Consider the following 12,469-nt stretch of genomic DNA (forward strand, 5'->3'; position numbering starts at 1 on the left):
ACCTGAAGGCGGTTTTTTTATGCCCGCTACGGCTGTGCGTAATGCGCCGCCTGCTGATGGGCTTTTAGCCAGGCATTCAATTGACGATAGCCATCACGCATTTCTTCATTCTGCAACGACGTCGGTGTCTGCGAGAAATAGAACTGGAAGGTCATCCCCTGCTGGTTGCGGGCTTTGGCATCCGCTCCTGCCTGCAACAACATCAACGCTAACCGCGGCGCATTGATTTTTGCCGCCAGGTGCAAAGGCGTATCACCCAACCGATCGCTCAGCGTAACATCCGCCCCGGAGACCAACAGCAACCGCAGTTGCTCCTCCCGGCCGGCCAACACCGCCGCCGCCAAGGGAGTAGCACCGGTCAGCGCATTACGCGGGTTAACCGCAACCCCCTGCTCCAGCAACAGCCGTAGATATTGCGGATCCTGCACTGCGGCGGCAGTATGCAAAGCACTGTTGCCATCCAGCCCCGGAATGGAGGCATCGGCCCCCAGTTCCAGCAGTAAGGCCAGACTTTGCGGTTGCTGCGACAGTATCGCCCATTGCAGCAAAGTAACCTGACGGTCACCCTGCTCGCTCAGACGCCTCTTCGTTGCCTGTTCAAGGATCCCCTTGGTGTCACCGCGCGCTACCGCCTGGGCCAGCGCCAGATTGCCGTACCCGTTGAAGGGAGAGTTTTCCTGATTCATCTGTTGCTCCTTAGCCATCATCAGCAAACCGGCGATCGCTGTCAGCGCCAGTATGGCGATAATCAACGTCTGCCGTACGCGCCGTCTGTCAGGCATTGGCCCTGGTCTCCCATGGCTTTTGCTCAGCCATCGAACTGATGACCTTATCGATTCCGTGCGCGGTCAGGCTGCGATCCACATGTTTGCTCGGCCGCCAGTCGTCGATACCGTTCAGCGTATCGTTATTGGCCAGCGTGATTTTATGCCCGATCGCATCCGGGATCAGTGAAGTGGACTCCTGCGTACCGGTCAGCATGTCATATTGTTCGCTGTAACGACGGATGCCACCGGCCTGCGCATCCTGCTTCGCCGCTGCCGGATCGATCCCCATACGGTTCAGCGTGTAATCGGAAACGCCTGCGGCATTAAAAGTAACCGCCACCGTACCCGTCGCCAGCGCCGCCGTTGCCGCCAGGCCACCACCCAGCGAATGGCCGGCAATCACCAGTGCCTCGCCAAATGCCGCTTTGGCGCTTTTGGCAACCGCAACCGCCTGATTGTACTGCACATCATCATAACCGGTCGCCTGGCGCACATTGCTCAGCCAATCACGCATATCATTGGTGCCGGCAAAGGCCAGTACGTACTGCTGATTATCACTGTAGATACCGGCCTGAAAACCCGATGCCGAGTCATGCAGACTGGCAGGATCAATACCGGCGCCGAGCAAGGCACTGTCGTTCAAGCGGGTGAAACCGCCAACGCCCTGACTGCTGGTGCTGTAAACGTCCTTAGCCAGCAGCGCCAGCGTATAGTCCCCCTGCTGCGACTGTTGCCCACGCGTCACGCCCTGATTAGCGGCAACCGGCGCAGCGGCCGACATATCGCTCACCAGCGTATTAAGCAGGTTTTGAGCATTCAGACTGTTTGGGGAAAGCGTGGCCGCGGGGGCTTTAGCCGTGGGGGATTCAATCGGCTGTGGCGAATTCAGAGATTCCGGTATCGCACGGGCCACCGGGGGTTGAATGGCCGCAGGGCTAACCGCAGAGGTAAAACTCAAAGACATACTCATGCCGACTCCTTGTCGATAGACTTATCTATGCCGCACCTCAATGGGTGCTGCTGTAGCTATCGGCAGGTCGGAGCAGTTCTGTAATGCGAGCGATTATCTTTGCGAGGAATGTGATCAGGATTCACTTTCTGGCGGGTCACAGCAATAAAAAAGGGAGCCGAAGCTCCCTCATTAATCACGCGAACAATTACAGGCTTTCTGTAAAAGTACGTGTAATCACGTCGCGTTGCTGTTCTGGCGTCAGCGAGTTGAAACGCACCGCATAACCTGACACACGAATGGTCAATTGCGGGTATTTTTCCGGGTGCTTAACGGCATCTTCCAGCGTTTCGCGGCGCAGTACGTTCACGTTCAGGTGCTGCCCCCCTTCAACGCGCACGGTAGATTGCATTTCCAGCGGCACTTCACGGTACTCGATCTGGCCCAGTTCGCTAACCGGAACGACCTGGTCTTCCGCATAGTTGGCTTTCGCGCAAACACAGCGTGCTTCGGACTTTTCGTCGTCCAGCAGCCAGAAAGAGTTCACCAGCGCCTGGTCGTTCGCTTTAGTGATTTGAATACCAGTAATCATGTTGTTGCCTCCGTACAAGGGCGAAAAATTCTACTTCGAGAAAAACCCAATGTTGGTTTCGGCCATTTGGTAAAACCATTGTTGTCTTGTTGTTCTATATACCAGTCCGGACGGGGCAATTCTTTGATTAAAATCAATTTTCACGGAGCCCCTACGCGCCATCAAGGGGCAAGTTTATGTTTTATGTCAATTTTCCCCGCGAGGCGCTTCACAATTATTTTTGTAAATTTTCAACATTATTTGCATGGAGCGAGAAGGCGCCAGGATAAAAGCGGGTTTCACTGTATGAAGCTAAACGGTAAGCTATACCCAGTGAATTGTTAACGAAAACAAAGGAGAGCGTTTATGTCCACCTCCCTCACCTGGCATGATGTCATCGGCAAGGAGAAAGAGCAGCCCTATTTTCATGAAACGCTTGCCTTTGTTGCCGCAGAACGCCAAGCCGGTAAGACCATTTACCCGCCTCAAAAAGACGTGTTTAACGCCTTTCGTTATACCGAACTGGCGGATGTAAAGGTGGTGATCCTGGGTCAGGATCCCTATCACGGCCCAAATCAGGCTCACGGTCTGTCTTTCTCGGTACTGCCTGGCGTGCCTGCTCCCCCTTCACTGGTGAATATGTATAAAGAGCTGGCAACCGACATCCCGGGCTTTGAGCGGCCAAGCCACGGATGCCTGCAAAGCTGGGCGGAACAAGGCGTGCTGCTGCTAAACACGGTGTTGACGGTGGAAGGCGGCCAGGCACATTCACACGCCAAGCTGGGCTGGGAAACCTTTACCGATAAAGTGATTGCCGCGCTGAATGAAAATCGCGAAGGCGTGGTGTTCCTGCTGTGGGGCGCTCACGCTCAGAAGAAAGGCAACTTTATCGACAGCAACCGCCACCACGTGCTGAAAGCGCCGCACCCTTCACCGCTTTCTGCCCACCGGGGTTTCCTCGGCTGCCACCACTTCTCGCAGGCCAACCAACTGCTGGTGCAACAGGGGTTGCAACCTATCGACTGGCTGCCGCAACTGCCGCAGAGCTGATTTAGACGTAAAAAAGGCACCCGAAGGTGCCTTTTCTTTACTTAATTCGCTTAAGCCTTGGCTTTGGAAACCGCGACCATCGCCGGGCGCAGCAGGCGGCCATTCAGCGTATAGCCTTTTTGCATCACCATCATTACGTGGTTTGGCTGGTGATCGGCAGACTCCATCAGGCTCATCGCCTGATGCACTTCCGGGTTGAACGGCACGTTAGTGTCGCCAACAATTTCAATGCCGTACTTACGCACGACGTCCTGCAGGGACTTCAGCGTCAGCTCGATACCTTCGATCATCGCCGTCAGCTCCGGATTGTTTTTATCCGCCAGATCCAACGCACGCTCCAGGTTATCAAGCACCGGCAACAGATCGCCGGAGAATTTCTCCAGCGCAAATTTGTGCGCTTTTTCAATATCCAGCTCGGTGCGGCGACGGACGTTTTCCATTTCCGCTTTGGCACGCAGCAGGCTGTCGCGTTCATGCTGCTGGGCTTCGGCCAGTTGAGCTTCCAGCTCAGCAATGCGCTCATCCCGCAGATCGACGCCCTCAGCCGCTTCCGGCAAGACTTCCTGCTGTTCCATTTCTTCCGAGACTTGCTCGTTTGGCGTCTTCTGTTCTTTACTACTCATGAATATCTCCGCGTTTTAGCATTAATCTCGCAACTTGGCTTATTATGGGGATCAAAACCGGGGTTTCAAGTCAACCGGTCACAATGTGGGGCATAAACTGGTCCCGGTGAGGAAAATCACAACAATGAATAAAAAATTCGGCTGTATTGGCATTGTTGGCCACCCGCGTCACCCTTCGGCGCTGGCAACGCATGAAATGTTATTTCACTGGCTGGTCGCCCGAGGCTACTCAGTGATGGTTGAACGGCAGATAGCCCAGGATTTGGGGCTGAAAGACGCCATCACCGGCAGCCTGGCAGAGATTGGCCAAAAGGCCGATTTGGCCGTGGTGGTCGGTGGCGACGGTAATATGCTGGGCGCAGCGCGCGTGTTGGCACGTTACGATATTAAAGTGATCGGCGTTAACCGCGGTAACCTTGGTTTCCTGACCGACCTTGATCCCGACAACGCATTGCAGCAATTGGCCGACGTGCTGGAAGGCGAATATATCGATGAACAGCGCTTCCTGCTGGAAACCATCGTACACAAGGAAAACCAGCAGTGCCGCATCAGCACTGCGATCAACGAAGTGGTGTTGCACCCCGGTAAAGTGGCGCACATGATTGAGTTCGAAGTGTATATCGACGATCGCTTCGCCTTCTCCCAGCGCTCTGACGGCCTGATCATCGCCACCCCGACCGGTTCGACCGCCTATTCGCTCTCTGCCGGCGGGCCGATCCTGACGCCGTCGCTGGAAGCCATCGCGCTGGTGCCGATGTTCCCGCACACCCTTTCGGCCCGCCCGCTGGTGATCAACGGCAACAGCACTATCCGGCTGAAGTTTTCGCAGATTGGCAGCGATCTGGAGATCAGCTGCGATAGCCAAATCGCCCTGCCTATCCAGGAAGGTGAAGAAGTATTGATACGCCGTAGTGATTTCCATTTGAATCTTATTCATCCAAAGGACTACAGCTATTTCAATACGTTAAGCACCAAGCTGGGCTGGTCAAAAAAATTATTCTAAAAACTGCGCCAGCCTCTTTACTGTATATAAAACCAGTCTATACTGTATGAAACTACAGTTATGTGTTTATACACAGGAAGGTTCCCATGCTGGCGCAATTGACCATCAGCAATTTTGCTATCGTTCGTGAGTTGGAAATTGATTTTCAACCGGGTATGACGGCGATTACCGGTGAAACCGGCGCCGGCAAATCGATCGCCATCGACGCGCTGGGGCTGTGCCTCGGTAATCGCGCCGATGGTAACGTCGTCCGGTTGGGAGCCGCCCGTGCCGATATCTGCGCCCGTTTCTCACTGGCGGACACCCCTTCTGCACGGCAATGGCTCGAGCAGAACCAGCTGGACGACAGCAATGAGTGCCTGCTGCGCCGGGTGATCAACGCAGATGGCCGTTCACGCGGCTTTATCAATGGCACCGCCGTCCCGCTTTCGCAACTGCGCGAACTCGGCCAGCGCCTGATTCAAATCCATGGCCAGCATGCCCATCAGTTGTTGCTCAAGCCTGAGCATCAAAAACAACTGCTCGACGCCTACGCCGATGAACCCGCCCTGCTGATGCAAATGCAGCAGGCTTACCAGCGCTGGCACCAAAGCTGCCGCGAACTGGCTCATCATCAGCAACAGTCCATCGAACGCGACGCACGCAAACAACTGCTGCAATACCAATTGAAAGAGCTGAACGAGTTTGCACCGCAGGCCGGTGAGTTTGAACAAATCGACACCGAATTCAAACGCCTGGCCAACAGCGGCCAGTTGCTGACCATCAGCCAGCAAACCCTGCAATTACTGGCCGATAACGAAGAAAGTAATATGCTGAGCCAGCTTTATACCGCCAAACACCTGCTGCTTGAGCTGGTCGGCATGGATGAAAAGCTCAGTGGCCTGCTGGATATGCTGGAAGAGGCGTCAATCCAAATCAGTGAAGCCAGCGATGAACTGCGCCACTACGCCGATCGTATGGATCTGGATCCCAACCGTCTGCAAGAACTCGAGCAGCGCCTGTCACGGCAAATCAACCTGGCGCGTAAACATCACGTCGCACCAGAGGAACTGCCGCAGTTGCACCAACAAATGCTGGATGAACAACAACTGCTTTCACAGCAAGAAAGCGACCACGAACACCTTAACGAGGCAGTCACGCAGCATCATCAGCAAGCGCTGCAAGTGGCGGAGCAATTGCACCAGAAACGCCAGCATTATGCCGCTGAGCTGACCACGCTGATTACCGACAGCATGCAGGCACTCTCCATGCCGCACGGTAAATTCAATATCGATGTGCGCTTCGAACCGCAATATTTGAGTGTTGAAGGCGCGACCCGCACCGAGTTCTGCGTTTCCACCAACCCCGGCCAACCGTTGCAGGCACTGGCAAAAGTCGCCTCTGGCGGTGAACTGTCGCGCATCGCGCTGGCGATCCAGGTGATTACCGCCCGCAAGATGGAAACGCCAGCACTGATTTTCGATGAAGTGGACGTTGGTATCAGCGGCCCAACCGCCGCCATTGTCGGTCGCCTGCTGCGCCAGTTGGGGGAATCGACCCAGGTTATGTGCGTCACTCACCTGCCGCAGGTCGCCGGCTGTGGCCATCAGCATCTGTTCGTCAGCAAACAGACCGACGGCACAGAAACCGAAACACAGATGTCACCACTGGATAAACGCGCCCGCTTGCAAGAATTGGCGCGCCTTTTGGGCGGCAGTGAAGTCACCCGAAATACCCTGGCAAACGCGAAAGAACTGCTTGCTGCATAGAAAAGCTCAACTTTTTTACTTTCCCGAGGTCATATTGGGGCCCTGTAAAGGTTTCCAACTGCTGCAAGGTCTATTATCATCGGCATCCTATGCCCTAAAGGAATGTGATTACTATGCGCTGTAAAACGCTGACTGCCGCCGCTGTGGTTCTTGTGATGCTGACTGCAGGCTGTTCTACTTTTGAGAAGGTGGTTTACCGGCCTGACATCAACCAAGGGAACTACCTGACGTCAACCGACGTAGCTAAAATTCAAAAAGGTATGACCCAGCAACAGGTCGCTTATACATTGGGCACCCCAATGCTGCAGGACCCGTTCGGTACTCAGACGTGGTTCTATGTGTTCCGCCAGCAACCTGGCCATGAAAATATTACCCAGCAAACCCTGACGCTGACCTTTAACAGCGCGGGTGTCTTGACCGATATTCAGAACAAGCCGGCGCTGACCAAGTAATCCGCGCAGGAACTATCGTCCGGCCCGTGAGGGACGCGTCAAGTTCTTCATGACAGTACCAGGCTGCAACTCGGAAGATAAAATTCTGATAAAAAATAAGGCGCTCTTAGCGCCTTATTTTTTTGCCTTCTCTGCCCGTTGACGGCGCAGCTCTTTGGGATCGGCAATCAAGGGGCGATAAATTTCCACCCGGTCGCCATCGTTGAGCACATCTGCCAACTTGGCCGGTCGGCTATAGATGCCCACCTTGTTACTTTTCAGGTCAATATCACCACGCAGTTCCAGCAGCCCGGAGGCGACAATCGCCTGTTCAACGCTGCTGCCCTCCGCCAGTGTGACATTGCGAAGATACTGACGCTCCGGCAAGGCGTAAACCACCTCGACCCGTATCTCAGACACTGTAGACCTCTTTCGCCCGCTGGGTGAATGCCTGCACCATGTTACCCGCCAGCTCTTTAAACACCTTGCCGAACGCCAACTCGATCAGTTTGTTGGTAAATTCAAAATCCAGGTGCAGCTCAACCTTACAGGCTTCCGGGCTGAGCGGCGTAAAGTGCCAGCCCCCCATCAAGGAGCGGAACGGACCATCAACCAGTTGCATATTGATGCTCTGGTTATCCAGCAGCGTGTTGCGCGTGGTAAAAGTTTTGCTGATACCGGCTTTGGCAACATCTACCGCGGCGGTCATTTCGTTGTTGGACGCGTTAATCACCCGGCTGCCGGTACAACCTGGCAGGAAATCGGGATAAGAATGAACATCGTTAACCAACTGATACATCTGCTCGGCGCTAAATGGCACTAACGCAGATCGACTGATCTGGGGCATATCATTTCCTGTGAGACACAAAACGTACAAATCATACCATTTATCTATCGGCAAACAAAAAATCTGCTATGCAACACAGAGGCCAAAAATGCGAAAAATTGCGCAGGTGCTGAGAGGTAAAGGATTTCTTTCGCTGACGCATCCAGTATAATGAACGCACTATGACAAAGAAAAAAGCACACAAACCCGGCTCCGCCACCATTGCGCAAAACAAGCGTGCACGTTTCGAATACTCCATTGAGGAAGAATTCGAAGCGGGCCTGTCTCTGCAAGGGTGGGAAGTCAAATCGCTGCGTGCCGGCAAAGCCAACATTAGTGACAGCTACGTGACCTTCCGCGATGGTGAAGCCTACCTGTTTGGCGCCACTGTCTCACCGCTCAACGTAGCTTCTACGCATGTGGTCTGCGATCCGACACGTACCCGTAAACTCCTGCTGAAAAAACGTGAGCTGGACTCACTGCTCGGCCGTGTAAACCGTGATGGTTACACCGTGGTTGCCTTGTCCATGTATTGGAAAAATGCCTGGGCCAAGATCAAAATCGGCGTAGCCAAAGGTAAGAAAGAACACGATAAGCGCGATGACATCAAAGATCGTGAATGGCAGACGGCTAAATCCCGTATCATGAAGCACGCCAACCGATAAGCCACTGGCTTAACGGGATAAACTTCTGTTATACTGCGCGACGTAACTTGGGGCTGATTCTGGATTCGACGGGATTGTGAGGCCTTAGGAGCATGCCGAGGGGCGGTTTGCCTCGTTAAAAGCCGCAAAAAAAATAATTGCAAACGACTCGCAATTCGAATCTGCTGCTTTAGCAGCTTAATCAGCCTAAGAAACTGAAGATTCCCTCTCTCCCTAGCCTCCGCTCTTAGGACGGGGATCAAGAGAGGTCAAACCCAAAAGAGATCGCGTGGATGTCCTGCCTGGGGCTGAAGCGTTAAACCCAATCAGGCTAGTTTGTTAGTGGCGTGTCCATCCGCAGCTGACCGGCGAATGTGAAGATTGGACTAAGCATGTAGTGCCGACGGTGTAGTAATTCCGGACGGGGGTTCAAATCCCCCCAGCTCCACCAAATAGGTCACCGGTGATACCAGATAGATCCAGTGACAATAACGAAAAAGCCCGCAATTCACATTGCGGGCTTTTTTGTGTCTGTAATAGTCCGAGAACATCCAGCTAAATCCGGGATTTATTGGTATACGTTTAGGTATACCAATTATGGAGGCCCCTCCGCATGGCGTGGACTACACACCCCTCACACATACCGAAGTACAAAAAGCCAAAGCATTAGAGAAAGACCTCACCCTGCATGATGAAGGCATTGAACTGCTAATTGTTATGTTATATCGTAACTTTTTATTTTTAATGATCTTAAGGAGAGTGATATTTTGAGGAGCTATATTGGCAAGCTTTCATTGGTGCTGGGCGCGTTTTTGGTTTGTGGTTACGCGTCAGCCCATGGCCACCATTCGCATGGCAAACCTATGACGGAAATCGAGCAAAAGGCCGCTGCTGGCGTTTTCGATGATAAGAATGTGAAGGATAGAACTCTGTCAGATTGGGATGGTGTATGGCAGTCGGTCTATCCTTATTTGCAGAATGGGGACCTTGACCCGGTGTTCAAGAAGAAGGCGGAAAAGGATCCGGGTAAAACCTTCGAGCAGATTAAAGAGTATTACCGTAAGGGATACGCTGGCGATATAGAGACTATCGGGATTGAAAACGGCGTTATGGCGTTCCATAGAGGCAACGAAGAGCATTCCTGCAAGTACGACTATGTAGGATATAAAATCTTGACCTACACCTCTGGCAAAAAAGGGGTTCGTTACCTGTTTGAATGTAAGGATGCCAGTAGCCAAGCGCCGAAATATGTTCAATTCAGCGATCACACCATCGCTCCACGCAAATCGGCTCATTTCCATATATTTATGGGAAGCACATCCCAAGAAGCGTTGCTGGCGGAAATGGATAACTGGCCGACTTACTACCCATTCCAACTGACAACGCAGCAGGTTGTCGACGATATGCTGCATCACTGAAGGTGATGATAGATCTGGCGGCAATAGTAAAAGACCACCTCCTGAGGAGGTGGTTTAAAGCTGATAACGAAAAAGCTCGCAATTCACGTTGCGGGCTTTTTCGTGTCTGTAAAACAGCTAACGGCTAGTGATCCAAATACAGGTAGTGCATCCAGCTGGTCATGCGCAGCAGGACTTTGCGCATAATGGAAAGATGCTCAAAATGCTCGGTATACACCGCTGTCTGCGCCGTCACGCCATCGGGCAGTTTGTCGAGTTCCTTGCTGGGGGCCAGATCAATCATCACGTAAACCCCTTCCTGCTGAGCGCCGACATTTAACCCCTGCAATGCCCCGCTGGCCTGATAGCTGCCGTCCGGTACCACCGGCAACACCCGCGTCACCGAACCGCCATAGACTTTGCCCGGCAAGCCGTTAAATACCACCTCGGCTTTATCACCCTCGGTTAAGCGCAGGATCGAGTTTTGTCGGAATACCGCCACCACCTGCCGTTTTTGCTGCGGAATAAAAATCATCACCGGCTTGAAAGGCAAACGCACTGCGGTGGTGCCCGGTCTGGCCAGCACTTGCGTGACATAACCGTCACTGGGTGCACGCACGATGGTTTGTTCCAGGTTATAAGTAGCCTCTGCAATCTGTGACTTCAGGCTGGCAATATGGGCATCTTCACCATTGAAATGGCCCGAAAGCTGTTCCTTCGCCTGCTGATGCTGAGCCCTGGCGGCCTGCAACGCAGCAGATTGCGCCTGGAATTGTTGCTGTGCATGGCTGATGTCTTGCTCAGAAAAAGGGTTGACCGTCATGGTCGCGCCTTTGGCGTAGCGCTGATAATCCTTGCGGGCACGCTCATACTCGGCATTTACCCGCTGAACATTCGCGACAGACTCATTCAATGTCGCCTGGCGTCCGCGTACATCCGCCTGTGCACCGGCAAGCTCCGCCTGCAGTTTGTTCAGACGGGCGCGGTAACGGGTATCATCAAGGCGAAACAGAATGTCCCCTTTGCGCAGTAACACGTTGGTTTTATCGGTGACTTCAACAATCATCCCCGAGACCTGCGGGACGATCGGCACGGATATCGCGATCTTCTGCGCCCGGTAGGTATAAGGATGGTTGTAGTTCATGCCCAGGATTAAGGCACCCACAATAAAAATACCGCCGAGCACCGCCGTCGGCACCGTCCATTTATTGACCGGGATACGAAACAGTTTGAATACGCCGTAGCTCAGCGCAACGTAGCTGAGAATAATTAAGAGATCCATACTGTTACTTAACCTTTATTGGACGACAAGCTTTGATCTGCAACCTGCATCTGCATGCGCTGCAACTCACTTTCGAGCTGATTAATCCGTGTCTGCAACACCTCAGGTTGCTCAGCTTTGTCGCTCATTCCCCAGCCCCGTTCCGGCCGGTATAAGGTCGCCCAAATCCATAACAGTGGCCAAATGGCATGCAGGGTAAACAGGCTGACCCAGCCCGCCACATGAATGGCATCCTGATGCGGGTGCTGGCGTTTTTTGGCCAACAGATAAGGAATATCGTGGATAATGATCACGCCGTAAAACAGAATTAAAAACACGGCGATCAATACGCCTAAAGCGAAGTAATCTAGAAACATGCGAAACCCTGGTTAATAAGGCTAAACTAATTACCGACGTCTATGACGTCTTATATTCTTTAATATCATTGGCAATGGTATCTATGGCATTTTTCACATCGGCCACTTTTAATTGCGACTTTTCATTATTCAGATTTTCTCCGGACGCCTTCCGCACCACTTTGATTACCGGCTGGTGGGTTGAAGCGTCGATAAACTCACCTTCCATATAAACGGCGCTTTCCATGGTGCGGTGGCCGGTCACGCTTTGCGTTGCGGCAACCAACAGCGTAATCGGCAGTACCTCATACACCTGTAGCCCCTTCTTCTGCGTGTCGATCGCCGTGATAGCACCACGGAAAATCAGCGTATTTTCACGTGGTACATCCTCCAGGACAAAATGCGCGCCCATTGCCTGCTTGAACTGCTTGTTGGTGTAACTGAGGATATTATCCAGCGCCTGCTGGCTCACCATTTCGCTGGGTTTTGGCCGTGGGAAATAGATCATCGGCTGGTAAACCAGATATTTATATTTGGAAAAATCAACGTTCTTATCCTTCCAATATAATACGTCCTTACCGGAGGCCGATTGGCTCTTGGTAATATCATTATAATTAGGCAGAAACGTTGAGTACTTTTCTTTTTCAGTGACGGCAGACGAACAAGCAGTCAATGTTAACGCCACAGGTAAAATTATCGCGCAGGTTATTTTCATAATAATCTTCCATGTCAATTTTAATGCGTAGCAAATAATTGACCGAAGAATACCTGCGGGTCAGCGATAAGTCATATGACAATACCGGCAAAAATGTATATCATTTTTGATATACAAACTCTGATTGG

The 12,469-nt window shown here is 52.6% G+C and carries 15 protein-coding genes and 1 other RNA gene; 7 read left to right on the plus strand and 9 right to left on the minus strand.

Annotation, left to right across the window (positions count from 1 at the left end):
• Window positions 1–26: 26 nt before the first annotated feature.
• The 3 genes from E5C26_RS18805 to grcA form a co-directional block, all read right to left on the minus strand.
• The gene (locus E5C26_RS18805; RefSeq protein ID WP_135317649.1) at window positions 27–782 is read right to left on the minus strand and encodes an ankyrin repeat domain-containing protein; all 756 of its coding nucleotides are present in this window, start codon (window positions 780–782) and stop codon (window positions 27–29) included.
• Window positions 775–1,737 (minus strand): DUF2974 domain-containing protein, encoded by a 963-nt coding sequence (locus E5C26_RS18810; protein WP_135317650.1) that lies wholly within the window; start codon window positions 1,735–1,737, stop codon window positions 775–777. The genes E5C26_RS18805 and E5C26_RS18810 overlap by 8 nt, the downstream gene beginning before the upstream one ends.
• 187 nt (window positions 1,738–1,924) lie before the next feature.
• Window positions 1,925–2,308, minus strand: a complete 384-nt coding sequence (gene grcA, locus E5C26_RS18815; protein WP_012146388.1) for an autonomous glycyl radical cofactor GrcA — start codon at window positions 2,306–2,308, stop codon at window positions 1,925–1,927.
• A 345-nt stretch (window positions 2,309–2,653) separates the two neighbouring features.
• Between grcA and ung the strand changes: the two genes are divergently transcribed.
• Window positions 2,654–3,337, plus strand: a complete 684-nt coding sequence (gene ung / locus E5C26_RS18820) for a uracil-DNA glycosylase (RefSeq protein WP_135317651.1) — start codon at window positions 2,654–2,656, stop codon at window positions 3,335–3,337.
• Window positions 3,338–3,387: 50 nt separating this feature from the next.
• On the opposite strand, the gene grpE is transcribed toward ung, so the two are convergent.
• Window positions 3,388–3,960 (minus strand): nucleotide exchange factor GrpE, encoded by a 573-nt coding sequence (gene grpE / locus E5C26_RS18825; protein WP_017893731.1) that lies wholly within the window; start codon window positions 3,958–3,960, stop codon window positions 3,388–3,390.
• Window positions 3,961–4,084: 124 nt separating this feature from the next.
• Between grpE and nadK the strand changes: the two genes are divergently transcribed.
• The 3 genes from nadK to bamE all read left to right on the plus strand — a co-directional run bounded on the left by nadK (window position 4,085) and on the right by bamE (window position 7,163).
• Window positions 4,085–4,963, plus strand: a complete 879-nt coding sequence (nadK, locus tag E5C26_RS18830; protein WP_135317652.1) for an NAD(+) kinase — start codon at window positions 4,085–4,087, stop codon at window positions 4,961–4,963.
• Window positions 4,964–5,049: 86 nt separating this feature from the next.
• Window positions 5,050–6,711: a DNA repair protein RecN gene (gene recN, locus E5C26_RS18835; RefSeq protein WP_167796672.1), complete on the plus strand. Its 1,662-nt coding sequence runs from the start codon at window positions 5,050–5,052 to the stop codon at window positions 6,709–6,711.
• A gap of 113 nt (window positions 6,712–6,824) precedes the next feature.
• Complete coding sequence (gene bamE / locus E5C26_RS18840) at window positions 6,825–7,163, plus strand: outer membrane protein assembly factor BamE (RefSeq protein ID WP_012146393.1); 339 nt, start codon at window positions 6,825–6,827, stop codon at window positions 7,161–7,163.
• Window positions 7,164–7,277: 114 nt separating this feature from the next.
• Here bamE and E5C26_RS18845 read toward each other — a convergent pair whose 3' ends face one another.
• Together E5C26_RS18845 and E5C26_RS18850 are read right to left on the minus strand one after the other, a co-directional pair.
• Entirely contained in the window at window positions 7,278–7,562 is a 285-nt protein-coding gene (locus E5C26_RS18845; protein WP_135317653.1) for an RnfH family protein, read from the minus strand.
• Window positions 7,555–7,989 carry a type II toxin-antitoxin system RatA family toxin gene (locus tag E5C26_RS18850; RefSeq protein WP_012146395.1) on the minus strand — a complete coding sequence of 145 codons (435 nt, stop codon included), beginning with the start codon at window positions 7,987–7,989 and terminating at the stop codon, window positions 7,555–7,557. Before E5C26_RS18850 ends, E5C26_RS18845 begins: the two co-directional genes overlap by 8 nt.
• A gap of 161 nt (window positions 7,990–8,150) precedes the next feature.
• Here E5C26_RS18850 and smpB point away from each other — a divergent pair, with 161 nt between their 5' ends.
• From smpB to zinT, 3 genes are all read left to right on the plus strand, one after another.
• On the plus strand, window positions 8,151–8,633 hold the full coding sequence (smpB, locus tag E5C26_RS18855) for an SsrA-binding protein SmpB (protein WP_135317654.1): 483 nt from the start codon (window positions 8,151–8,153) through the stop codon (window positions 8,631–8,633).
• A 49-nt stretch (window positions 8,634–8,682) separates the two neighbouring features.
• Window positions 8,683–9,063, plus strand: a transfer-messenger RNA (tmRNA) gene (gene ssrA, locus E5C26_RS18860).
• A gap of 316 nt (window positions 9,064–9,379) precedes the next feature.
• Window positions 9,380–10,030 (plus strand): metal-binding protein ZinT, encoded by a 651-nt coding sequence (gene zinT, locus E5C26_RS18865; RefSeq protein WP_135317655.1) that lies wholly within the window; start codon window positions 9,380–9,382, stop codon window positions 10,028–10,030.
• 124 nt (window positions 10,031–10,154) lie between these two features.
• On the opposite strand, the gene E5C26_RS18870 is transcribed toward zinT, so the two are convergent.
• From E5C26_RS18870 to E5C26_RS18880, 3 genes are read right to left on the minus strand one after another with little or no spacing between them, the layout of a single operon-like run.
• Window positions 10,155–11,291: an HlyD family secretion protein gene (locus E5C26_RS18870; protein WP_135317656.1), complete on the minus strand. Its 1,137-nt coding sequence runs from the start codon at window positions 11,289–11,291 to the stop codon at window positions 10,155–10,157.
• 8 nt (window positions 11,292–11,299) lie between these two features.
• Complete coding sequence (locus tag E5C26_RS18875) at window positions 11,300–11,647, minus strand: DUF3302 domain-containing protein (protein WP_135317657.1); 348 nt, start codon at window positions 11,645–11,647, stop codon at window positions 11,300–11,302.
• A 40-nt stretch (window positions 11,648–11,687) separates the two neighbouring features.
• Window positions 11,688–12,341 carry a DUF3313 domain-containing protein gene (locus E5C26_RS18880; protein ID WP_135317658.1) on the minus strand — a complete coding sequence of 218 codons (654 nt, stop codon included), beginning with the start codon at window positions 12,339–12,341 and terminating at the stop codon, window positions 11,688–11,690.
• Window positions 12,342–12,469 lie beyond the last annotated feature (128 nt).

The organism is Serratia proteamaculans, assembly GCF_004684015.1.
Taxonomy (GTDB): Bacteria; Pseudomonadota; Gammaproteobacteria; order Enterobacterales; family Enterobacteriaceae; genus Serratia; species Serratia proteamaculans_F.

What these genes read in the sequence shown, in the direction of transcription:
- smpB (WP_135317654.1), top strand. Translation starts at nt 8,151, where the DNA reads ATGACAAAGAAAAAAGCACACAAACCCGGCTCCGCCACCATTGCGCAA.
- grcA (WP_012146388.1), bottom strand. Translation starts at nt 2,308, where the DNA reads ATGATTACTGGTATTCAAATCACTAAAGCGAACGACCAGGCGCTGGTG.
- bamE (WP_012146393.1), top strand. Translation starts at nt 6,825, where the DNA reads ATGCGCTGTAAAACGCTGACTGCCGCCGCTGTGGTTCTTGTGATGCTG.
- E5C26_RS18810 (WP_135317650.1), bottom strand. Translation starts at nt 1,737, where the DNA reads ATGAGTATGTCTTTGAGTTTTACCTCTGCGGTTAGCCCTGCGGCCATT.
- recN (WP_167796672.1), top strand. Translation starts at nt 5,050, where the DNA reads ATGCTGGCGCAATTGACCATCAGCAATTTTGCTATCGTTCGTGAGTTG.
- E5C26_RS18850 (WP_012146395.1), bottom strand. Translation starts at nt 7,989, where the DNA reads ATGCCCCAGATCAGTCGATCTGCGTTAGTGCCATTTAGCGCCGAGCAG.
- nadK (WP_135317652.1), top strand. Translation starts at nt 4,085, where the DNA reads ATGAATAAAAAATTCGGCTGTATTGGCATTGTTGGCCACCCGCGTCAC.
- E5C26_RS18805 (WP_135317649.1), bottom strand. Translation starts at nt 782, where the DNA reads ATGCCTGACAGACGGCGCGTACGGCAGACGTTGATTATCGCCATACTG.
- E5C26_RS18880 (WP_135317658.1), bottom strand. Translation starts at nt 12,341, where the DNA reads ATGAAAATAACCTGCGCGATAATTTTACCTGTGGCGTTAACATTGACT.
- E5C26_RS18875 (WP_135317657.1), bottom strand. Translation starts at nt 11,647, where the DNA reads ATGTTTCTAGATTACTTCGCTTTAGGCGTATTGATCGCCGTGTTTTTA.
- E5C26_RS18870 (WP_135317656.1), bottom strand. Translation starts at nt 11,291, where the DNA reads ATGGATCTCTTAATTATTCTCAGCTACGTTGCGCTGAGCTACGGCGTA.
- grpE (WP_017893731.1), bottom strand. Translation starts at nt 3,960, where the DNA reads ATGAGTAGTAAAGAACAGAAGACGCCAAACGAGCAAGTCTCGGAAGAA.
- ung (WP_135317651.1), top strand. Translation starts at nt 2,654, where the DNA reads ATGTCCACCTCCCTCACCTGGCATGATGTCATCGGCAAGGAGAAAGAG.